General features: G+C 71.6%; 20 protein-coding genes. 13 read left to right on the top strand and 7 right to left on the bottom strand.

The genetic code is table 11. From position 1 onward, the window contains the following. Window positions 1–69: 69 nt before the first annotated feature. The 3 genes from I6J71_RS29910 to I6J71_RS29900 all read left to right on the top strand — a co-directional run bounded on the left by I6J71_RS29910 (window position 70) and on the right by I6J71_RS29900 (window position 1,694). Window positions 70–360, top strand: coding sequence for a hypothetical protein (locus I6J71_RS29910; RefSeq protein ID WP_204089921.1), 291 nt, complete (start codon window positions 70–72; stop codon window positions 358–360). Further along, on the top strand, window positions 357–890 hold the full coding sequence (locus I6J71_RS29905) for a helix-turn-helix transcriptional regulator (RefSeq protein ID WP_204089920.1): 534 nt from the start codon (window positions 357–359) through the stop codon (window positions 888–890). The genes I6J71_RS29910 and I6J71_RS29905 overlap by 4 nt, the downstream gene beginning before the upstream one ends. A 192-nt stretch (window positions 891–1,082) precedes the next feature. Beyond that, the gene (locus tag I6J71_RS29900) at window positions 1,083–1,694 is read left to right on the top strand and encodes a TMEM175 family protein (protein ID WP_204089919.1); all 612 of its coding nucleotides are present in this window, start codon (window positions 1,083–1,085) and stop codon (window positions 1,692–1,694) included. A 1-nt stretch (window position 1,695) separates the two neighbouring features. Here I6J71_RS29900 and I6J71_RS29895 read toward each other — a convergent pair whose 3' ends face one another. The 3 genes from I6J71_RS29895 to I6J71_RS29885 all read right to left on the bottom strand — a co-directional run bounded on the left by I6J71_RS29895 (window position 1,696) and on the right by I6J71_RS29885 (window position 6,053). Next, entirely contained in the window at window positions 1,696–3,768 is a 2,073-nt protein-coding gene (locus I6J71_RS29895) for an AMP-binding protein (protein WP_204089918.1), read from the bottom strand. 150 nt (window positions 3,769–3,918) lie between these two features. Continuing rightward, window positions 3,919–4,833, bottom strand: a complete 915-nt coding sequence (locus I6J71_RS29890; RefSeq protein ID WP_204089917.1) for a hydroxymethylglutaryl-CoA lyase — start codon at window positions 4,831–4,833, stop codon at window positions 3,919–3,921. A 14-nt stretch (window positions 4,834–4,847) separates the two neighbouring features. Next, entirely contained in the window at window positions 4,848–6,053 is a 1,206-nt protein-coding gene (locus I6J71_RS29885; RefSeq protein ID WP_204089916.1) for a CaiB/BaiF CoA-transferase family protein, read from the bottom strand. Window positions 6,054–6,177: 124 nt separating this feature from the next. On the opposite strand from I6J71_RS29885, the gene I6J71_RS29880 reads away from it, so the two are divergent. The 6 genes from I6J71_RS29880 to I6J71_RS29855 all read left to right on the top strand — a co-directional run bounded on the left by I6J71_RS29880 (window position 6,178) and on the right by I6J71_RS29855 (window position 12,897). After that, window positions 6,178–6,969, top strand: a complete 792-nt coding sequence (locus tag I6J71_RS29880; protein WP_204089915.1) for an IclR family transcriptional regulator — start codon at window positions 6,178–6,180, stop codon at window positions 6,967–6,969. A gap of 1,173 nt (window positions 6,970–8,142) precedes the next feature. Then, a complete protein-coding gene (locus I6J71_RS29875) occupies window positions 8,143–9,528 on the top strand; it encodes an MFS transporter (protein ID WP_204089914.1) in 1,386 nt (461 codons plus the stop codon). 21 nt (window positions 9,529–9,549) lie between these two features. Beyond that, entirely contained in the window at window positions 9,550–10,035 is a 486-nt protein-coding gene (locus I6J71_RS29870; protein WP_204089913.1) for a universal stress protein, read from the top strand. A gap of 91 nt (window positions 10,036–10,126) precedes the next feature. Then, window positions 10,127–11,251 carry an acyl-CoA dehydrogenase family protein gene (locus I6J71_RS29865; protein ID WP_204089912.1) on the top strand — a complete coding sequence of 375 codons (1,125 nt, stop codon included), beginning with the start codon at window positions 10,127–10,129 and terminating at the stop codon, window positions 11,249–11,251. Between the two features lie 225 nt (window positions 11,252–11,476). Beyond that, on the top strand, window positions 11,477–12,430 hold the full coding sequence (locus I6J71_RS29860) for an LLM class F420-dependent oxidoreductase (RefSeq protein WP_204089911.1): 954 nt from the start codon (window positions 11,477–11,479) through the stop codon (window positions 12,428–12,430). Further along, complete coding sequence (locus I6J71_RS29855) at window positions 12,430–12,897, top strand: helix-turn-helix domain-containing protein (RefSeq protein ID WP_204089910.1); 468 nt, start codon at window positions 12,430–12,432, stop codon at window positions 12,895–12,897. The genes I6J71_RS29860 and I6J71_RS29855 overlap by 1 nt, the downstream gene beginning before the upstream one ends. A 43-nt stretch (window positions 12,898–12,940) precedes the next feature. Here the strand turns inward: I6J71_RS29855 and I6J71_RS29850 are convergent, their stop codons facing one another. From I6J71_RS29850 to I6J71_RS29835, 4 genes are all read right to left on the bottom strand, one after another. Continuing rightward, on the bottom strand, window positions 12,941–13,606 hold the full coding sequence (locus tag I6J71_RS29850) for a DUF4097 family beta strand repeat-containing protein (RefSeq protein ID WP_204089909.1): 666 nt from the start codon (window positions 13,604–13,606) through the stop codon (window positions 12,941–12,943). 230 nt (window positions 13,607–13,836) lie between these two features. Beyond that, window positions 13,837–15,225 carry a carboxypeptidase regulatory-like domain-containing protein gene (locus tag I6J71_RS29845; RefSeq protein ID WP_239153994.1) on the bottom strand — a complete coding sequence of 463 codons (1,389 nt, stop codon included), beginning with the start codon at window positions 15,223–15,225 and terminating at the stop codon, window positions 13,837–13,839. A gap of 637 nt (window positions 15,226–15,862) precedes the next feature. Then, complete coding sequence (locus tag I6J71_RS29840; protein ID WP_255570914.1) at window positions 15,863–16,675, bottom strand: PaaX family transcriptional regulator C-terminal domain-containing protein; 813 nt, start codon at window positions 16,673–16,675, stop codon at window positions 15,863–15,865. A 206-nt stretch (window positions 16,676–16,881) separates the two neighbouring features. Next, on the bottom strand, window positions 16,882–17,724 hold the full coding sequence (locus I6J71_RS29835; RefSeq protein WP_204089908.1) for a sigma-70 family RNA polymerase sigma factor: 843 nt from the start codon (window positions 17,722–17,724) through the stop codon (window positions 16,882–16,884). A gap of 106 nt (window positions 17,725–17,830) precedes the next feature. Here I6J71_RS29835 and I6J71_RS29830 point away from each other — a divergent pair, with 106 nt between their 5' ends. The 4 genes from I6J71_RS29830 (at window position 17,831) to glgC (ending at window position 21,749) form a co-directional block, all read left to right on the top strand. Next, complete coding sequence (locus I6J71_RS29830; RefSeq protein ID WP_204089907.1) at window positions 17,831–18,610, top strand: putative protein N(5)-glutamine methyltransferase; 780 nt, start codon at window positions 17,831–17,833, stop codon at window positions 18,608–18,610. Window positions 18,611–18,671: 61 nt separating this feature from the next. Continuing rightward, entirely contained in the window at window positions 18,672–19,307 is a 636-nt protein-coding gene (locus I6J71_RS29825) for a hypothetical protein (protein ID WP_204089906.1), read from the top strand. A 70-nt stretch (window positions 19,308–19,377) separates the two neighbouring features. Beyond that, a complete protein-coding gene (glgA, locus tag I6J71_RS29820; protein ID WP_204089905.1) occupies window positions 19,378–20,535 on the top strand; it encodes a glycogen synthase in 1,158 nt (385 codons plus the stop codon). Further along, window positions 20,532–21,749 carry a glucose-1-phosphate adenylyltransferase gene (gene glgC / locus I6J71_RS29815; protein WP_204089904.1) on the top strand — a complete coding sequence of 406 codons (1,218 nt, stop codon included), beginning with the start codon at window positions 20,532–20,534 and terminating at the stop codon, window positions 21,747–21,749. The genes glgA and glgC overlap by 4 nt, the downstream gene beginning before the upstream one ends. The last annotated feature ends 49 nt before the right edge of the window (window positions 21,750–21,798 follow it).

Raw genomic sequence — 21,798 nt, 5'->3', positions numbered from 1 at the left:
ATTTGCAGATCATGTGGTGTTGTCTCACTGTAGGCGATACGACACGGATCGTGGGGGAGGAAGATCGGCATGGCGGCGAAGATTTCGGAGCCAGGTGCCTCTGCAGACGTGGGAGAAGCGCAGCAGTACGCCGTGCACTTCTGGGCGAAGGACACGCGCAACCACCGGTACCTTCGTGCCCAACTGCAGGATCCGGACCGCGACGTCCTGGTCCCCGAGTGCGCCGCGAGCGGGCCGGTCATTCCCACGCGGTGGGCGTTCCGCAGTGAGCTTTCGCAGGAGCTGGGGGAGAACCGGGACCGCGGCCGGGATTGCCGTCCGTGCTTCCGGGGCAGCCGGAGCTCACAGGCGGCGCGGTGAGCTCGCGACCGCCGGTGCTCGAACAGCTCCATGCCGCAACGGAGAGGCTGGCCGAAATCCGGCTGGCGCAGGGCTGGGGCCTCCGGGAGATGGGCCGGGTGCTCGGCGTGGGGGCGCCGACCATCCACGCGTACACGTCACGGGCGTTGACCACGAGCACGTTGCCGCTCCTCGACGCGTACGCGCGGCAGCTCGGATGCCGGGTGCGGGTGCTGCTCGTCGAGGACGACCCGGGCGAGCAGCGGCACCCGTGGCGTGACCGCATGCCGCACGGTGAGGTCTGCGCGGACACGCACGGCATGACGGAGGCGTGGCGCCTGCAGCGGAACCTGCACCGGCTGCGCCGCGAAGCCGGCCACAGCCGCGATGAGTTCGCGGCGGCGCTCGGCCTGCGGCCGATCACGCTGTGGCGGCTGGAGACCAACCCGGCGGCCGCGGACGCCGCGTTCACGAACGTCATGGTGCTGGCGCGCTTCTTCGGCTACACGCTGCAGCTGCGGCTGGAACGCGAGCAACCCCTCGCGCCCTGAACTCCCGGTCGCCGCGCCGCGGACCCCGGCGGCGGCGCGGCGGCCGGGTTCGGCGATCGCCGGGTGGCGGTCGAGCCGGAACCCCCAGGCGTTCACGATCCTGGGGGTTCCGCGCCGCACCGGTGACCGTCCGTCCTGAGTGGACCACCGGGACCGCTTCCGCGCAGTCCGGCGGGATGGTTGGATCGAGGTGTGGAGCGGAAGAAATCAGTCGAACGCCTCGTTTTCTTCACCGATGCCGTGGTCGCCATCGCGCTGACGTTGCTCGTCCTGCCGCTGGCGGACATCGTGCCGGAGCTGGTCGCGAAGCACGCCGAACCGGTCGAGGCGATCACAAAGAACTTCGGCCCGATCTTCAGCTTCGTGCTGAGCTTCGTGGTGATCGCGCGGATGTGGTGGGGCCACCACCGGATCTTCGAAGAGGTCCGCGCTTACAGCACGCCGCTCGTGTACGTGAACTTCTTGTGGATCTTCACCATCGCCGTGCTACCGTTTCCCACCGAGATCACCGGCTCGTTCGGGGCGAACCGCTTCGCGGCGATGTTCTACACCGGCACCATCTTCGCGAGCAGCGCCGCCCAGTCGGCGATGGTGCTCATCGTCCGCCGGGACCGGACCGTGGCCATGAGCGCCGATTCGGTCACCGACCGGTGGCTCGCCGGCTCGTTGCTGGCCACGCTCGCGATGCTCAACGCTTTCGTGGTGGCCGCCTTCAAACCCGCGCTCGGCTACTACGCGCTGTTGCTCCTCATCCCGGCGGGATGGGTTGCCGCGTGGCTGACCCGCCGCAAGGGCGAAAGCTGACTCAGGCCTGGGGCAGCGGCCACAGGTCGTCGTTGAGCATCCGCTTGAGGATCTTGCCCGTCGCGTTGCGCGGGAGCTCCGGCACGAAGTAGACGTCTCGCGGCACGGCGAAGCGCGCGAGCCGCTGGTGGATGTAGTGCCGCACGTCCTCCGCGTGCATCCGCGCACCGCGGCGCAGCACGACGTAGGCCGCGAGCCGCTGGCCGAACTCGGCGTCCGGCACGCCGACGACCGCGGCCTCGGACACCCCGGGCAGCGCGACGAGCGCTTCCTCGACCGGGCGCGGGAACACGTTCTCGCCGCCGGAGACGATCATCTCGTCGGCCCGGCCGGTGACGAACAGCCGGCCCGCCGCGTCCTGGAAGCCGACGTCACCGGTGGCCATCAGGTCTTTCGACCGCGGCACGCTGGACCCGTTGGTGTAGCCGTCGAAGAGCATGTCGTTGCCGACGAAGATCTGGCCCTCGTCACCGGGCGGCACGAGCTTGCGCTCGTCGTCGAGGATCGCGATGCGCGTGCCCGGCGGGCAGCGGCCGGCGGTGGTCGGCGCGGCGCGCAGGTCGACCGGGTCGGCGATGCTCGCCCACGAAACCTCGGTGGAGCCGTAGAAGTTGTAGAGGATGTCGCCGAAGGTGTCCATGAAGGACGTGACGAACGCGCCCGACATCGCCGAGCCGCTGCTCGCCACGATCCGCAGCGAAGACAGGTCGTAGCGCGCGCGCACGCGATCGGGCAGGTCGTGGATGCGCTGCAGCATGATCGGCACGGCGAACAGCGCGTCGCAGCGGTGCTCGGCGATCATGCGCAGCGTCGCCTCGGCGTCGAACCGGCGGATCAGGGACAGCTCCGCCCGCACCGACATGCCGATCTGCAGCGCCGCGAGGCCCCAGCTGTGGAACAGCGGCGCGGCGACCGCAATCTTGTCCCGCGCCCGCAACGGGATCCGCGCGAGCATGGTCGCGGCGGTGCTCAGGCCCTTCGGCGTCGGGCGGCGCGCGCCCTTCGGAGCGCCGGTGGTGCCGGACGTGAGGACCACGATCTGGCCGGGCCGCTTCACCGGCTTCGGCCGCGTGACCGGGGCGTCGTGGATCAGCTCGTCAACGGTCCGGTAGCCCTGCTCAGCGTCGTCCCACGTGCTCACGCGCGGGAAGTCGCCCCGCACGTTGGCGATGGTCTGGGCGAATTCGTCGTCGGCCAGCACCGCCGCGGGCTGGTGCTCGGTGAGCACGTCCTCGACGGCGGCGGGGGAGAGGCCGGTGTTGAGCAGCACCACGTCGACACCGAGCTTGCTGCAGCCGACGAACGCCTCGACCATCGCCGCGTGGTTGCGGCACATCAGCGCCACGCGCCGGCCGGGCTGGACACCCAGCTTCGCGAGCGAGTGGGCGAGCTGGTTGCTGCGCTCGTCGACGTCGCGGAACGTGCGGCTGTTGCGCTCGTCGTGCACCGCCACGTCGTCGGCCCCGCGCGCGGTGGCCGCGAGGTAGCCGCCGGCGATCGTGGCGCCCCACTGCGACAACGAGTTGAGCTGCTTCACGACCCGGTCGGGCCGGCCGGACTTGAGCACGCCCGCGCGCACGAGCGTGTTGGCCGTGCGCAGCGCGGTCGCGCGGTCGTACTCGGGCGGCTCGGCGGCTTCGCCGGACAACTGCAGGTCGATCCGCTGCGTCAGTTCCCTCAGCATGCCCTTGACGGACGAGCGCGACAGCAGGTCGGCGCGTTCGGCCGGGAACGACGGGAGCATCATGCGGAGCACGAGTTCCGTGGCCCCGCGGGGGAGCGGGCGCAGCTCGAACGAGACCCAGTTGCGCTCGTCGGGCAGCCCGCACCAGACCACGTGCTCGCCGGGCCGGTACACCACCGCGTGGATCCTGCCCTCGACGAGCGTGTCGCGGTCGGGGGCCAGCCGGATGAGGCAGCGCGGACCCCGGCCGCGTTCCGCGGCGTCGGTCACCTCGCACCAGCTGATCGCCGGTACGAATCTCGGGTACAGCTCGGGCGAGCCGATGATCTGCCACACCGCGTCGGGCGGGTGCCCGATGGTGGAACTCGCCTCGACAACATCGTCTCGCATCGCGATCCGCCTCACCTCCGCGCGTGTTTGCGCTCCCCGGTACGTACCGGACACGCGTTCAGGTGCGGGGCACGCTACCAGCAAACGGCGTAACACCGGAACTGGAGAATGACCAGGAATACGGCCGGTGTGCAAATTACCGGCAAACTCTCAGGCCAGCGTTGCGGGGACGGCCGGAACCGAGGCGAGCGCCGAACCGAGCGGGTGGCCGACCGCGACCCGGACCTCGTCGCGCAGCGCGGCGAGCTTCGCGACGTCGATCCCCGTGGCGATGCCCTCGCGGTGCAGCAGGTGCACGAGGTCGTCGGTCGCGATGTTGCCCGACGCGCCGGGCGCGAACGGGCAGCCGCCGATGCCGCCGAGCGACGAGTCGAAGCGGCGGATGCCGAGCCGCAGGCCTTCCCACGCGTTGGCGGCCGCGAAGCCGTAGGTGTCGTGCAGGTGCAGGCCGAGCGGCAGCTCCGGCAGTGCGTCGCGCACGGCTTCGATCCCGCGGCGCAGCAGGCTGGGGTTCGCCGCGCCGATCGTGTCGGCGAGGTGCAGCACGCTCGCGCCGAGCTTCGCCAGCCGGACCGCGGTGGCGGCGGTGCGCGCGGGGTCGGTGTCGCCGTCGAACGGGCACACGAACGCGGTCGCGATGGTCGCCTCGATCGTCACGCCTGCATTGCTCAGGATCTCGGCGCAGCTTTCGAGCCGCGCCAGCGCGCCTTCGGTGGGGACACCGGCGTTGGCGGCGCTGTGGCCGTCGCTCGCCGAGACCACGAGCCGGACGGATCGGGCGCCGGCGTCGACCGCCTGCTGCGCACCGCGCTCGGTGAACACGAGCGTGTGCAGCGCGGCGGGGCTGGTGGCCGGGTCGAGGGTGCGCAGGAGCTCGTCGGTGTCGGCCATCTGCGGCACGCGCCGCTTCGAGACGAACGAGCCGACCTCCAGGGCGCGGAGCCCGGCGTCGACCAGGCCGCGGGCGAGGCGGAGCTTGTCGGGCGTGGGCACGGTGCGGGCCTCGTCCTGCAGGCCATCGCGCAGGACGACTTCGGTGATCAGGACTTCGTCGGTGCCGGTCATGGGTTCTCCTGTCGTCAGATCACGTGGTCGGCGCGCAGGCGCGCGCGGGTGTCGTCGTCGAAACCAAGCTCGGCCAGCACGTCGTCGGTGTGCTCGCCGAGCTCGGGGCCGAGCGTCCGGACGCTGCCGGGATGCTCGCCGAGCGCGGGGACGACGCCGGGGAAGGTGACCTCGACGTTGTCGTCGCCGATGCGCACGGCGCGGCGCTGGTGCATGCCGCGGGCTTCGAAGTGCGGGTCCTTGGTGATGTCCTCGGCGGTGAGGATCGGGCCGCAGGGCACGTCGGCGGCGCGCAGCGTGGCTTCGGCGGCTTCCTGCGAGAGCCCGGCGGCCCAGTCGCCGATGACCTGGTCGAGCCGCGCGGTGTTGGCGACGCGGCCGGCGTTGTCGGCCAGCGCCGGATCTTCGGCGAGGTCGGGGCGGCCGATGGCGTGGGCGAGGCGGCGGAAGATGGCGTCGCCGTTGCCGCTGACCACGATGTACTTGCCGTCGCCGCAGCGGTAGGTGTTGGACGGCGCGATGCCGGGCAGTGCGGAGCCGGCGGGTTCGCGGGTCGCGCCGAACGCGTCGTAGTCCGGCACGAGCGACTCCATCAGGGAGTAGACGGCCTCGTACAGCGCGACGTCGACGACCTCGCCGCCGTCGTGCTCGCGTTCGCGGCGCAGCAGGCCCATGAGCGCGCCGATCACCGCGTAGAGCCCGGCGACGGAGTCGGCGAGGCTCACGCCGACGCGCGTCGGCGGACGGTCGGGGTAGCCGGTGAGGGCGCGCAGGCCGCCGACCGCCTCGGCGACACCGCCGAAGCCCGGGCGGTCGCGGTACGGGCCGGTCTGGCCGTAGCCGGAGACGCGCACCAGCACGAGGCCGGGGTTGAGCTCCTTGAGTTCGTCCGGGCCGAGACCCCAGCGCTCGAGCGTGCCGGGGCGGAAGTTCTCCAGCACGACGTCGGCCTTGGCGATGAGCTTGCGCGCGACGTCCTGGCCTTCGGCCGAGCGCAGGTCGAGCGTGATCGAGCGCTTGTTGCGGCCGAGCGTGCGGAAGAGCAGGGAGGTGTCGCCCGCGTGCAGGCGCCAGCGGCGCAGCTCGTCGCCGCTTCCGGGGCGTTCGACCTTGACGACGTCGGCACCGAAGTCGGCAAGCAGTCTGCCGGCGGTCGGCGCGGCGATGAAGTTGCCCAGTTCGACCACCCGCACCCCGGTCAGGGGGCCTCGATCACTCATGTGTCCTCGCTTCACCACATCGTGAGTTGTTTAATCAGAATACGGGCGCGAGTGTCGCCGTCAAGACGATCGAGGCTGACTACACTCGGCTGAACAGTCAGGTGGGTCACAGAACGGGGCTTCGATGGCGGAAGAGCGGGGCGGCACCGCGCCGGTGCTGGTGCTGCGGAAGTTCAAGCAGATCCTCGAGTCGTTCACGATCGAGGAGCCGGAGCTGACCCTGCAGCAGATCACCCGCGCCACCGGGTTGCCCGCGAGCACCTGCCAGCGGCTCGTGCACAACCTCGTGCGCGAAGGGTTCCTCGACCGCTACGACGACACGTACCGCGTGGGCCTCGGGCTCGTGCGGTGGGCCGCGCCGGGGACCTTCGGGCTCGACCTGGTCCGCCTCGTGCGGCCCGTGCTCACCAAACTCCGCGACGACACAGGGGAAACCGCCTGTCTGTACGTCCGCGACGGTGCTTTCCGGACAGTGGTGTCGCTGGCCGAATCCCGGCACCCGGTGATCCGGCTGTTCGTGGTCGGCATGGTCATGCCGCTGCACGCCGGCTCCGCGGGCAAGGTCTTCCTGGCCTGGGACCGCCTCGCCCTGCGCGACGCCATCGGCCACGGCCTGGCCCGCTTCACCCAGCACACGATCGTCGACATCGACCAGCTGAACCAGCAGCTCGCCCAAGTCCGCTCCGACGGCTACGCCGCGTCCTTCGAGGAACGCGACCTGGGCGCGGCGTCGCTGAGCGCGCCGGTGTTCGGGCTCAACGGCGAGCTGAGCGCCGTGATCGGCATCGGGGCGCCCACGCAGCGGATGTCCCCGTCCGACGTGCCGAAGCTGGCGCCGCTGGTGGTGGAGGCGGGCGTCGCGGCGTCTGAGCGGTTCGGGTATCGCGCCGGGATGGCTCGCGACGTGTCGGGCTGACGGTTTCGGTTGTTCTGCTTTGCGCTGGTCAGCGGGCTGGTGACCGGTCAGTGTTGGCGCCGTGGTTCGCCGGCGCTGGGCTGGCCTGAATGCCGGCCGGGCTGGCTTGGTGAGGCAATGCCGTGGATTGCGTTGCGGCGCCTGAGCGGTTCGGGTACCGGGCCGGTGGCTGGTCACGTCGCTGGTTGACGGCTCCGTTTGCTTTGTTCTTGCGCTGGTCAGTGAGCTGATAGTGGACGGGCTCGGCGTCTGCGGCGGCGTTCGGGCTGCGGTTCGCCACCGCTGTGCTGGTCTGAGCACCGGCGGGCTGCCTCTGTGGCCGCATCGCCGTGCGTTGGCCGTTGCGGCGGCTGAACGGTTCGGGTATCGGGCCGGGATGGCTTGTGATGTGTCGGGCTGAGGGCTTTGGTCGTGCTGTCTTTGCACTGGTCAGTGTGCTGGTGACGGGTCGTCCAGTGTTGGCGGCGTGGTTCGCGGGTGCCCTGCTGGTCTGAGTGCCGATCTGAGTGCCGGCTGGGCTGGCTGTGTGGCCGCGTGGCCCTGCATTGCGTCGCGGCGGCTGAACGGTTCGGGTATCGGGCCGGGACGGCTTGTGATGCGTCGGAATCACGGCTCCGTTCGTTCCGGATTTGCCCTGGCCAGCGACCTGGGTGCAGGCCGTGGCGGCTGTGGCGGCACCGTTTGCGGCATGGCCCGCCGCCGTCGGCGGCGGCCTGAGAGCCGGCCGCAGAGCCGGCCTGGTCGCCGCCGCTCGAGGCGCGCGCTGCGCCGCCCCGAACGCATCGGGCTCGGCGGTGCTCGGTGCGAAGGCGGCCGAGCCGGGCCCGCCGCGTCGTCCCCGTAGCGGTCACCTATCCTGTTTGCGCTGGTCAGCGCACATCGGCCCCGAGCCAATGATCGGTCGATTTTGTCCAAATTGGCCAGCGGTGCGTAATTCGCCGCACTTGGCACGCGTCGAAGATTTCTTGTCGATCCTTCGCGACCCTCGGCGGGGCAGCTTTCGTGCTGGTGGGCGGCTTGTCACCCGCCCCTGTGGCTCACATCGTGCACCTGTCGGACCGTCGCGACGCTTGACGGCGCGTGGTTACCGCCACATGATGAGGGAACGAATCACATAGTGGATCCAGCGTTCGCTCGATCTGTGCGGCCATGGACAGTCAAAGGAGACGACGGATGGCGAACCCCCTCGACACGGCGGAGCCGGGGACGGCCGCGGTAGCCGCGCGGCTCGACCGGTTGCCGGTCACCCGCACCCACCGGCGCGCGACGGTCGCCGTGGGACTCGGGTTGTTCTTCGAGTTCTACGAGGTCTTCCTCACCGGCACGATCAGCTCGGTGCTGGTCAGCGAGTTCAAGCTCAGCAAGGCGGCGCTCCCGCCACTGCTGGCCTCGACGTTCCTCGGCATGTTCTTCGGGGCCCTGCTGCTCGGCCGGCTCGCCGACCGCTTCGGCCGCCGGGGCGCGTTCCTGCTGAACCTGGGGCTGTACTCGTTCTTCTCCCTGCTCGGCGCGTTCAGCGGCAACGCGATCATGCTGCTGGTCACCCGCTTCTTCGCCGGCGTGGGCCTCGGCGCGGAGCCGCCGCTCGCGGACACCTACCTCACCGACCTGCTGCCCGCCCGCAAGCGCGGCAAGATGATCGCGTGGGCGTACACGCTCGCGTTCTGCGGTGTCCCGGTCGTCGGTTTCCTCGCGAAGGGCCTCACCGAGCAGCCGATCCTGGGCATCGCGGGCTGGCGCTGGCTGTTCGTCATCGGCGCGCTCGGCGCCGGCGTGGTGTTCCTGCTGCGCCGCGGCCTGCCGGAATCGCCGCGCTGGCTGCACTCCGTGGGCCGCACGCAGGAAGCGAACACTGTCATCGGCGCGCTCGAGGCCGAAGCCGGCCAGGCGCCCGCCGCGCCGCTGAAGCAGGAGCACGCGCCGACCGGCAAGCCCGTGCGCAAGGCCGCGCCGGTCAAGGACCTGTTCGGCCCGTCGTACCGCCGCCGCACGATCATGATGACGATCTTCCACATCCTGCAGACGATCGGTTACTACGGCTTCGGCACCATGGTCCCGCTCGTGCTCGCCGCGAAGGGCTACCCGGTTTCGCAGTCGCTGCTGTTCACGGCGCTCACGTTCCTGGGTTACCCGGTCGGCTCGGCGCTGTCGCTGCCGCTCGTGGAACGCGTGGAGCGCAAGTTCCTCGTGATCGGCTCGGTTTTGCTGATGGCGGTGTTCGGTCTCGCGTTCGGGCTGTCGAACTCCATCGCGCTGGCCATCGCGTTCGGCTTCATCTACACGGCCATCAGCAACGTGTTCTCCAACGCCTACCACATCTACCAGGCGGAGATCTTCCCGACGGGCCTGCGGTCCACGGCCTCCAGCGGCACCTACTCGATCTCGCGGCTGGCCAGCGGCCTGATGCCGTTCGTGCTCGTGCCGCTGCTCGCCGCCTCGGGCGCGGCAGTGCTGTTCGTGGTGATCGCCGCGGCGCTCGTGCTGGTGGCGCTGGACATCGCGGTCCTCGGCCCGCGCACCACCGGTCGCTCGGTCGAAAGCGTGGCCGGGGAGCACTGACCCGGCTGACATGATGGCCGGGTGGAACATCTGGTCGAAGAGTACGGCCCGCGGTGGGAACCCGGTCCGTACGAGCGGGGAACCGACGGACCGCGCGTGATCCTGGTCGGCACGGACACATCGCCGACGGGGTTGCGCGCGGCCGCGTATGCGGCGGGCTTGGCCCGCCGCCAGCGCGCGCGGCTCGTGGTCGTGTACGTCGCGGCGCCGTCGCTGTGGGCCGGGCTCGCGGCGGCGGCCGTCGTCGAGGTGCAGCAACAGACCTTCGAAGAGGAGATCGAGCAGCTGCGTTCCCAGCTGCACGAGCGCGCCGACGAGCTCGGCGTGCCGGTGACGTTCATGGTCCGGCGCGGCGAGACGTACCCGGAGCTGCGTGAGGCCGCGGACGAGGTCAGCGCCGACCTGGTCGTGGTGGGCGCGTCCGAGCAGGGCGGGCACCGGCTCGTCGGCTCGGTGGGCAACCGCCTGGTGCGGGCCGCAATCTGGCCCGTGGTCGTGGTGCCCTGACCTGCCTGTTTACGGTGTGTTGTTGACACTCGCCTCGGAGTCGGTAAAAATTCTGAACCGGTAAGTTTCCTGAACCGGTCGGAGGGCAACGGTGGGTACTCGCGACGACCTGCTCGACAAGGCGGCACCGCTGGCTGCGGTGGCCGCGGACCACGCCGTGGAGACGGAACGGCGCCGGGCGCTGGCGCCCGAGGTCGTCGAGGCCGCCAAGACGTCGGGCCTGTTCCGCGCCGGCCTGCCCGCGAGCCTCGGCGGCGCGGAGCCGACGGTGGCGGCCGTGCTGCGCGCGGCCGAGCGGGTGGCCGAGGCCGACGCTTCGGCGGGCTGGTGCGTCTCGATCGCGGCCACGAGCAGCCTGCTCGGCGCGTACCTGCCGGAGAAGGGTGCCCAGGAGGTCTTCGGCGACCCCGCTTCGGTGGCCGCCGGCGTGTGGGCGCCGCGCGGCAAGGCGACCGCGGTCGACGGCGGGGTGCGCGTCTCCGGCCGGTGGTCGTTCTGCAGCGGGGTGACGCACGCGGACTGGCTCTTCCTCGGCTGCGTGCGGGACGCGAAGCTCGTCGTCGCGGCGATCCCCACCGCGGAGCTGGAGATCCACGACACCTGGCACACCTCGGGCCTGCGCGGCACCGGCAGCCACGACACCAGCGCCGACGACGTGTTCGTGCCCGACCACCGGCTGCTGTCCGTTGTGGACGGTCCGCCGGCGGGTGCCGGGCAGCTGCACCGCTTCCCGCTCTTCGGGTTCTTCGCGGCGTCGATCTCCGCGGCCGCGCTGGGCAACGCGCGCGGCGCGATCACCGAGCTCGGGGAGCTGGCCGGGGCCAAGCACCCCAGCGGGTCCCGCCGGTCGCTGGCCGAACGCACCGCCACGCAGAGCGCGGTCGCCGAGGCCGAAGCTTCGCTGCGCGCGGCGCGCGAGTTCTACTACCGCGCGATCGAGGACGCGTGGGAGGCCGCCGCGTCGTCCTCGGCGGTTCCGCAAGACGCCCGCCTCGCGCTGCGACTGGCGTGCACCCACGCCGTGCGCACGTCGGCCGACGTCGCGCGCGCCATGTACGACCTCGGTGGCGGCTCGGGAATCTACGAGACTTCACCGCTGCAGCGCCGATTCCGCGACGCGCACACCGCCACCGCGCACTTCCAGGTCAACCCCGCCACCTACGAGCTGACCGGCCGGCTCCTCCTCGGCCTGCCGACCGAGACGGCGCAGCTGTGAGCGTGTTGGGCGTTGTGACGCCGTTCTGGCTTGATCGGCCCGCGGGTGAGGCGGTCGAGATCGCGGTGGAGGCCGAGCGCAACGGGTTCGGTGGGGTGGTGTGGTGATGAGGGGTTGGGGTGTTGTGGCGCCGTGGTGGCTGGGTTGGTCGGCGTGTGCAGTTGGTGGCCTGGCGGCCGAGGGTGGCTGCGGCGGGGTGGGTCTGCTGGCTGAGGTGGTGCAGCTGTGAGCGTGTTGGGCGTTGTGACGCCGTTCTGGCTTGATCGGCCCGCGGGTGAGGCGGTCGAGATCGCGGTGGAGGCCGAGCGCAACGGGTTCGGTGAGCTGTGGATCGGGGAGATGGCGACGTTCGACGCCTTCTCGCTCGCCACGGCGGTCGGGTTGCGGACGGAGCGGATCGGGTTGCGGCTCGGGCCGTTGCCGATCGGGGTGCGGACGCCGGTCGCGCTCGGGCTGGGCGTGGCGTCGGTCGCGACGCTGGCGCGGCGGCCCGTGGGGCTCGCGCTGGGTGGCTCGAGCCCGGCGATCGTGAGCGGCTGGCACGACCGGCCGTGGGACCACGCGGCCGCGCGCATGCGCGAGACGGTGGCGGCGGTGCGGACCGTCCTCGATGGACAGCGGCTGGCGGTGCACGGGAAGCACGTGCGCAGCAAGGGTTTCCGTCTTCGGGAGGCGGTGCCGCTGCCGATCACGGTCGCCGCGTTCGGGCCGGCGATGACGCGCGTGGCCGCGGAGGTGGCCGACGAGGTCGTGCTCAACCTCGTGCCGCCGGCGCACGTTTCCCGGGTGCGCAAGGAGATCGACGGCCAGGCCGCCGAAGCGGGCCGCACCCCGCCGCGGCTCGCGGTGTGGGTGCCGGTCGCGCTCGAACCCGGGGCGGCGACGCAGCGGCAGCTCGCGGCGCAGGTCACGGTGTACTTGAGCCCGCCCGGCTACGGCGAGATGTTCGCCGAACTCGGTTACGGTGACCTCGTGGCCGCGGCGCGATCCGGCACTCCGCGCGCCTCGCTGGCGGTTCCGCCTTCCCTGGTGGGCGACGTCGGCGCGATCGGCTCGGCGGCGCGGATCCGTTCCCGCATCGCGGAGTACTTCGCGGCGGGCGCCGACCACGTCGGCCTCATCCCGGCCACGGCGGAAGACCGCGGCGGCCGCACCCTGCTGCGCGAGCTGGCCCCGTGATGGCCGGCGAAGACCAGCTGCGCCACCGCTTCACGGCGGAGTCCGTCGGGCGGGCACTGGACGTGCTGGGGGAGCGCTGGACCCTGCTGATCCTGCGCGAGTCGTTCTTCGGCGTCCGGCGGTACGCGCAGTTCGCGCGCAACCTCGGCATCCCGCGGCCCACTTTGTCCACGCGGCTCAAGCAACTGGTGGAGCTCGGCGTGCTCGACCGCGTGGTGTACGCGACCGAGCCGGACCGCCACGAGTACCGCCTCACCGCGGCCGGCAAGGACATCTTCCCCGCGCTGGTGATCCTGATGCGGTGGGGCGACGACCACCTGGCCACACCCGAGGGACCGCCGTTGGTGCTGCGTCACCACCCGTGCGGCGAGCCCGTCGCCCCGCGGCTGGTGTGCCGCCACTGCTCCGAGGAGATCACGACGGCGAACGTGACACCGGAACCGGGCCCGGGTTACCGCGAAGGGTGACCCGCCCCGGTTCGAGCGGCGAACCCCCGCCGGCGCTGCCTCCTCAGAGGCTGCGGGCGACGATGTCGCCACGGGAGGTGGTGGCGCGGATGTCGAGCTCGGTGGCGCCATCGTTCTTGAGGGCGTTGCTGATGCGGCCGGCCGCGGTGCCGGCGTCCAGGGCAGCCGAGACGCCGGCCGCGGCGGCGACCGTGATGCCGCCGGACTGCGTGTGGAGCACGACCGTGCCGCGCACGGCCGCGGCGATCCGGATGTCGCCCCTGGCCGTGCTGATCCGGGCCGGGCCGCCCAGCCGGCCGATCTCGACGTCGCCGTCGACCGCCGTCAGGTCGACGCTCGCGGCCTCCTCGATTTCGATCCGGCGGTACGCGCCTTCGAACGCGACGTCGCCCAGGCACCCGACACCGCGGAGCTCGGCACCGGCGGACTTGCCTTCGACCCGGGAGCCGACGGGCAGCTGGACGGTGACCTCGACGGATCCGGACGGGCCGAAGAGCTGGTTCTTGGGCTCGGCGGTGTGGATCCGCAGGACGCCGTCGGCGTAGCTGACGGTGGTCTGCTCCGCCGCCTTCACGTCGCGTCCCTTCGAAGCGTCCGCGGGAAGGACCTCAACGGTGGTGTCGGTCCGAGTGGCGGCGATGAGCCGGACGCGTCCGGCCGGGATGGCCAGGACGGCGGAGATCGGGCCGGCGGTGTCGAACTTCTGCATGGTGGTCTCCTGTGAGTTCGGCGTCCCCGTTGACCGGGGGCCTGTGCTGGCTGCTGGTGTGATCGAGGAGCTGATCACTGAAACCACTTTCGCCCGCGGCCCTGACACGGGACCGCCACCGGGCTGACGCGCCGCTGACACGGCGCCACCGCAAGCGCCCGCCCGTGTGCAGCCTGACGCCGGAACCGGGCCCGGGTCACCGCGAAGGATGACCCGGGCCCGGTTCGGCCTCAGCTGCGGGTGAAGGTTCGCGACCACTCCCAGCCGCAGCTCTGGCACGTCCCGGCCTGGACTTCGAACGAGCCCTGCTCAGCCGTCACCCAGCCGTCCGCGACCTCCAGGTCGTACCGCCCGGCCGGCACGGACCCGAACGACACGTGCCCGTCGGCGTCGGTGGTGCCGGTCGCGGCGGTCTGGCCGGAGATGATGTCCACCAAGCTCACGGCGGTGTCCGCGATGGCCTCGCCGGGATCCAGGGTGTAGTTCTTGTTGTCGTCGTGGTAGATCCACCCGCTGGTGACTCCCGGCTCGCCGGGCACTCGCGCCCACAGGTTCACGGCGGGGTTGCCTTCGAGATTGCCCATCTCGGGCCCGAAATCGCAGTCGACGGCGAAGCCGCCGTACTGGTCCGCGGCCGCCGGAACCGTGCCGATCTCGGTGAAGGTCCGCGTTTCTCCGGGCGCGAACGTCAGTGATGCCGGGTAGACGAGATCGGTCCACGACTGCCAGCCGGTGAGCTGGTACTGGCTGCCACCGAGGCGGTTACACGCCCCGCTGATGCCCGACAGCGGCCGAGACCCGGTGTTCGTCAGTGTGAACGTCACGCGCGCCTGGTCGCCCGGCGCGTAGCTGTCGCGGTCGGCAGACACCGTGGCCTTCAGCTGGTCTGACAACGGTCGCACGGCGCGCACCTCGGCGTTCTGGTCGCCGCCGGAAACGTCGAACCCGATGTTGGTGTCGGGGAGGACCCAGCCGTCGGGCAGGTCGTGGGTGAACAGCTGGTAGTACCGCGCGGGCAGATCGGCGAACTCGAAGCTGCCGTCGGCCCCGGTCACCGTGTCGAGGGTGGTGTCCCCGTGGATCTCCACGGGCGCCCCGGCCAACCCTTCGCCGGCGTCGACCGCGTTGTTCTCGTTGCGGTCGCCGTAGAGCACGCCGTGGAGCGAGCCCGTCGTGGTGGTCGGATCCAAGAACGGGACCGTCAGCTGAGCCGGCTGCACGTCCCACGACGGGATGCTGGTGCTGGTGAAGTTGACGTCGGGCGGCCCGTCCAGCCAGCTGTAAACCGTTGCGGTGAGAGCGAACGTCCGAGTCTCGCCGGCAGCCAGCGTCCCGCCGGGGTAAGAGAATTCGCCCCAGCCGTCGAGGGACAGGTACGAGCCCGAGACGCGCTCGCCGTAGAGGGTGATCCCGGTCAGCGGGTCAGGCGAGGCGTTGTGCACGGCCACCGTGATCGGGAACGGCTTTCCCACGAGGTGGACCTGGTCATCCACCGAAGCGGTGATCACCAGCTTCGCCGGATCGGCGGAAGCGACGGGCGTGGTGAGGGCACCGAGTATCAGCGCGGCGGTCAGCCCGGCGAGCAGCCGGAAGACCCCGCGCGAGGATCTGCGGGACAAGAGTTTCCCCCTGGAAACGGGCCGTCCGTGGGCGTCCCCCGACGCACGCTTGCCGGGCCGGCGTGGTTGCGCAGATTCGACTGCGATCACTCGTGAAAGTAGCGCGGTCGGTGAGATTCCGGCCAGGGGATTTGCCCGGTCGGAGCAGTGCCGTCCTGTACGCCTTGTCGCGCCGCGAATCCCGTCGGCTTCGGCGAGGCCTCGACGGCCGTGAACAACGCCGCACACTGGCCCGTCCGGTGTTCCGGTCACTCCACCGACGAGCCCGCCCCGGCTCTTGGCTGAGGCGAAAACACGTTGGGAGACAACAACCATGGCGTACGTGATAGCCGGACCCCGGATCGCCGTCACCGACCGCTCTTGCCTGAGGAGCAGTGCCCGGTCGACTGCAGCTACGAGAGTGAGCGCAATCCGTTCGAGTGCGTCGACTGCGGCAACTGCGAACCCGCGCGTCCGGGCGAAGCCATCAGCCAGGACCGGCACGGGCCCGGCGGGTACGCCGCGTTCGTCGAGGACGACCGCCGCTTCAGCACCGGCGCGCCGCCCGGCCGATCGGCCAACCCGGCGGGGCGACGGCCTTCCTCAATTGTTCCGGCACCGACACGGAACTCGCCGAGCTGACCCGCGGGACTGAGGCTCAGCCGGCTTCGCCGCCCTCGATGAATGCGTCCCAGTGGCGCTGGGCTTCTTCGCGCCACTCGGCGTGGCGTTCGTGGAACAGCGCGCCGGCCTGGGTGCCGCTCCAGCGTTCGGGCAGCAGCTCCTGCGGCAGGCCCGGGTCGAGGAACGGAAAGCGGCGCCATTCGTGCACCAGCCGCGTCTGTGCGAGCAGCACGGCTTCGCCCGAGCGCGGAGCGAGGCCGGTGAACTCGTCGATGAACCGTTCGTAGTGGTGTTCGAGCTCGCGCAGGTCCCAGGCGCGGGCGACCATCTGCTGCTCGTCGCCGATCTCGGCGTAGCTCGCGACGAACGACATCGCCTGCCCGCCGTCGGTCAGCTCACCGACGAGCCGCGCGGCCTCGGCTTCCGCGGCCGTGTTCGGGCTGATCCACACGCCCGGTGCCGGCGAGCCGAAGCCCGCCCAGCTCAGCCGCGTGCGCATGCGGTGGCGCAGGTCGCGCTGCGACTCCGGCACCGACACGAGCAGCACCAGCCACCGGCGGTCCCAGCCGCCCGCCTGCCGGCCGAAGCCGTAGATGCGCTCGGCGCCCTCGGTGAGCAGCCGGCGGCCCGGCGGTGTCAGCGACCAGCGCACGCGGCGGCCGGCACGTTCGGACTTCAGCCAGCCTTCGCCCGACGCCCGGGCGAGCGCCTGGCGGGCCGACTTCTCCTCGACCTTGAACAAGCCGAGGGCATCGACCAGGGCAGACGTCCAGACCGGCTCCTGGCGCGGTAGGACGTATTCGCCGAGCACCGTCATCAGGAGCGACCGCGCGCTGGTGTGCGCCAGCTCGCGCCGCCGGGTCACGGTGGGCCGGGTGGCCGCCACTCGCGCATCACCGCCTCTCACGGACTCTGGGACAAGCGTCCAGTCAGATTACCTGGTCGGCGGTCACGCAGCGCGCACCCGCCGGAGAACGCTGACTCTCCTCCGGCTGGTGTCGGGCCAGGTCAGCACGAGGGGGAGCCCGGCGGGGCGTCACCATGAGCCACCGCTCAGAGCACGCCGATGACCAGGTCCGCGAGCCGCTCGGGCTCGGTGACGAGGTCGACCTCGGTGATCCGGCCGTCCTCGATCGTGAACGCCATCGCGACCTGCAGCCGGCCCCGCGGCGCCGCGATGATGCCCGGGCGGCCGCCGACCAGCGCCGGCCGCGAGTACGCGGCGCGCTGCGCGAAGCGGCTCGCGCCGGTGGCGATGTTGCGGGCGCCGCGCACGAGCGTCGGGATTTCCCCGTCGGCGCGCAGGACCGCGTCGGGGTCGAGCAGGGCGACGAGCGCGGCGAAATCCCCGCCGCGCGACGCCGCGAGGAACGCGTCGACGACTTCGCGCTTGCGGGCCAGGTCGGCTTCCGAACCGGCGGGGTTGCCCCGGACGCGGCGGCGGGCGCGGCTCGCCAGCTGCCGCGCGGCCGCGGGATTGCGGTCGACGATCGGCGCGACCTCGTCGAACGAAAGGCCGAAGATGTCGTGCAGCACGAACGACAGGCGCTCGGCGGGCGAGAGCGTGTCGAGGACGACGAGCAGCGCCAGGCCGACCGAGTCCGCCATCACCGCTTCCGTTTCGGGGTCGACCGTGGTGGTGGCTTCCGGGAGGTCGTCGCCGGTCGGGTCTTCCCGGCGGGACTGGCGCGAGCGCAGGAAGTCGAGGCAGACGCGGCTCACGACGGTGGTGAGCCAGCCGCCGAGGTTGGCCACCCCCGTGGTGCCGGAGCGGCTGAGCCGCAACCACGTTTCCTGCACGGCGTCGTCGGCCTCGCTGAGCGAGCCGAGCATCCGGTAGGCGACGGCCCGGAGGTGGGTGCGGTGGGCTTCGAACTGCTCGGCCAGGTCGTTCACGGTGGTGCCCTCCGGGGTGTGGTTCCTCGATTCTCTGACGGTCCCCGGCCGCGGGATGTGACCGCGGCTAGTGTTGCGGGTCCGGATCGGGGTGCGGGGAGGGTGCGTGGTCGCGCGCGATGAGTCGGTTGTCTCGCGGTTGAGGGCGGCCGGATGCGTGTTCGCGGAAGAGGAAGCGGCGGTGCTGACCGAGGCCGCCGCGTCCGAGGCCGAGCTCGAGGCGATGGTGGCGCGCCGCGTCGCGGGGGAGCCGCTCGAGTACGTCGTGGGCTGGGCGGAATTCGCGGGCCGGCGGTTCGTGGTGGAACCCGGGGTGTTCGTCCCCCGGCACCGGACGGAGCTGCTCGTGACCCTGGCGGCCGGGTTCGCGCGCGCCGGTGACGTTGTGCTGGACCTCTGTTGCGGATCGGGTGCCCTGGGCGCGACGGTGGCGGCCGAGGTGCCGGGCGTCGAACTGCACGCGGCCGACGTCGATCCCGTCGCGGTGCGGTGCGCGCGGCGGAACGTGCCGGGTGAGGTCTACGAGGGCGACCTGTTCGACCCGGTGCCGCGGCGGTTGCGCGGGCGGGTGGCCGTGCTGATCTCGAACGTGCCGTACGTTCCCACCGGCGAGGTCGCGTTGCTGCCGCCGGAGGCGCGCGAGTACGAGCCGCGCGAGGCGCTGGACGGCGGGGCCGACGGGCTCGACGTGCTGCGCCGCGTCGTCGCGCAGTCGCCGGAGTGGCTCGCACCCGGTGGCCGCGTGTTGTTCGAGACCAGCGAAGGACAGGCGGACTCGGCCGTGGCGGCGCTATCGTGCGCCGGTCTCGAGGCGGCGGTGGAGGAGTCCGACGACCTGGGTGCGACGGTGGTCGTCGGGCGGAAGGCGTTGCTGCACAAGGAGTAACAGTGGTTCGGTCGTCCGCCGGCCGGGTAGCCGACCGGAACCGCGAGAGGAGAGCGTCCCGATGAAGGTCTACGCCGACCGGCCGGTCCGCCGCACCGCGCAGGTGCTCAGCGACGCGTTCGCGGCCGGCCTGCTCGCCTTCGCGGGGTGGCTCGCGGTTCGCGTGCACACCGAGGTCGAACGGCTGCGCGCGCCGGGCGACGGGCTCGTCGACGCGGGTTCCGGGCTGCGGTCGACCTTCGATTCGGCCGCCGACAAGGCCGCCGGCGTGCCGCTGATCGGCCACCCGCTGGCCGACGCGCTGCACTCCGGCTCGGCCGCCGGCGGTGACCTCGTCGACGCGGGGCACTGGCAGATCACGGCCGTCGAGGATCTGGCGTGGTGGCTCGCGGTGCTCGTGATCGCGGTGCCGGTGGTGTTCCTGCTCGTGTCGTGGCTGCCGCTGCGCTGGCGGTTCACGCGCGGCGCGACGGCAGCGGACCGGTTGCGCCGCCAGGGGTCCGACGGCCTGGACCTGCTGGCACTGCGGGCGCTGGTCACCCGGCCGCTGCCGCGCCGGGCTTCGGCCGCCGTCGTCACGGCGGGCTGGCGCGAGCGCGATCCGGCGGTGCTCGCCGACCTCGCCCAGCGCGAACTCGCACACCACGGGCTTCGCCTGCCGGCGCGCGAACCGGTCAGCGGGAAGACATCCGGGTGAGTCGATCACGACACGGATTCGTCCCCTTCTCGTACTGCACTCGGCGGGCCGCGCCGATTAGGGTCAGGGCATGAAGGTCGGCCTGCTCACCCGGGAGTACCCGCCGGACGTCTACGGAGGAGCGGGGGTGCACGTCGAGTTCCTCGCCCGCGAACTGCGGTCGCTGGTCGACCTGGACGTGCACTGCTGGGGACCCGATCGCGACGACGGCGCCCACGGGCACCGCGATCCGCACGGGTACGCCCAGACCGCCTTCGCCACCATGGACATCGCCGTGTCGATGGCGAACGCGCTCGAGAACCACGACCTCGCCCACAGCCACACGTGGTACGCGAACCTCGGCGGGCACCTCGCGAAGCTGGCGCACGGCATCCCGCACGTCATCACCGCGCACTCGCTCGAACCCCTGCGCCCGTGGAAGGCCGAGCAGCTCGGCGGCGGCTACCGCGTCTCTTCGTGGATCGAGAAGGACGCCTACGAGGCGGCCGACGCGATCATCGCCGTGAGCGCGGGTATGCGCGAGGACGTGCTCACCGCGTACCCGGCCGTCGACCCCGCCCGCGTGCACGTGGTGCACAACGGCATCGACACCACGCTCTACCGCCCGGATCCGGGCCGCGACGTCCTGGCCAAGCACGGCATCGACCCGGACCGGCCGTACGCGCTGTTCGTCGGGCGCATCACGCGGCAGAAGGGCGTGCCGCACCTGGTGCGCGCCGGTTCTGCGCTCGCCGACGACGTGCAGCTGGTGCTGTGCGCCGGCGGCGCCGACACCCCCGAACTCGACGCGGAGTTCCGCGGTCTCGTCGGACAGCTGCAGGAGAAACGCACAGGGGTGCACTGGATCCCCGAGATGCTGCCGCGCACCGAGGTCGTGCAGCTGCTGACCCACGCGACGGTGTTCGTGTGCCCGTCGGTGTACGAGCCGCTCGGCATCGTGAACCTCGAGGCGATGGCGTGCGGCACGGCGGTGGTCGCGAGCGACGTCGGCGGCATCCCCGAGGTGGTCGACGACGGCGTGACGGGCCTGCTCGTGCACTACGACGAGAACGACCCGGCCGCGTTCGAAGCGGGGCTCGCGCGGCGGATCGACGAACTGGTCGGCGATCGCGAGCGGGCTGCCGCGATGGGGCTGGCCGGGCGCGAGCGAGCCGTGGGAGAGTTCGGCTGGTCGGCGATCGCCGCGAGGACGGTCGCGATCTACGAGGCGTGCGGGAGGGTTTCGTGATCGACGGATCCGACGTGCTGGGGATCGTGCTGGCCGGTGGCGAGGGCAAACGCCTGATGCCGCTCACGACCGACCGCGCGAAACCCGCGGTGCCTTTCGGCGGCGTGCACCGCCTCGTCGACTTCGTGCTCTCGAACCTCGTGCACGGCGGGATCCGGCGCATCTGCGTGCTCACGCAGTACAAGTCGCACTCGCTCGACCGCCACATCTCCACGACCTGGCGGCTCTCGTCGCTCACCGGCGAGTACGTGACACCGGTGCCCGCGCAGCAGCGCCTGGGCCCGCGCTGGTTCCAGGGCAGCGCCGACGCGATCCACCAGAGCCTCAACCTCGTGTACGACGAGTCGCCCGCGTACATCGCGGTGTTCGGCGCGGACAACATCTACCGCATGGACCCGCGCCAGATGATCGACGCGCACATCGCGTCGGGTGCGGGCGTGACGGTCGCGGGGATCCGCGTGCCGCGGGCCGAGGCCAGTGCGTTCGGCGTGATCCAGACCGGCGACGGCACGAAGATCGACGCGTTCCTGGAGAAACCGGCGGACCCGCCGGGCCTGCCCGATTCGCCCGACGAGGCGTACGTGTCGATGGGCAACTACGTGTTCACCACGCAGACGATGCTCGACGCGCTGCACGCCGACTCGAAGAACGTCGCGTCCAAACACGACATGGGCCGCGACATCATCCCCGCGCTCGTCGAGACGGGCGACGCCGCCGTGTACGACTTCAGCGGCAACGTCGTGCCCGGCGAGAGCGAGCGCGACCACGGTTACTGGCGCGACGTCGGGACCATCGACAGCTACTACGAAGCGCACACCGACCTGATCTCGACGTACCCGATCTTCAACCTCTACAACCGCAAGTGGCCGATCCTCGCGCACCCCGGCCAGCGCGCCGCGGCGAAGTTCGTGGAAGGCGGTAGCGCCACCCAGTCGATCATCAGCAACGGCTGCATCATCTCCGGCGCCCAGGTGGTCGACTCGGTGCTCTCGCCCGACGTCGTGGTCGAGAACGGCGCGGTCGTGCAGGGTTCCGTGCTGCTCGACGGCGTCCGCGTCGGCCCCGGCGCCGTCGTGCGCCGCGCGATCCTCGACAAGAACGTCGTGGTGCCCCCGGGTGCCCACATCGGTGTCGACCTCGCCCGCGACCGGGGCCACTACCACGTGAGCGCGGGCGGGATCGTCGTGCTGGGCAAGGGGGAGTGCGCCATCTAGCCGCGAGTGGCTCGTGCTCCGTGGGTTTCCGCCCCGGGCGCGACGTCGC

The organism is Amycolatopsis sp. FDAARGOS 1241 (assembly GCF_016889705.1).
Classification (GTDB): Bacteria; Actinomycetota; Actinomycetes; order Mycobacteriales; family Pseudonocardiaceae; genus Amycolatopsis.
The sequence above is the reverse complement of the archived record's forward strand: the minus strand, read 5'-3'. Positions and strand labels throughout refer to the sequence as shown.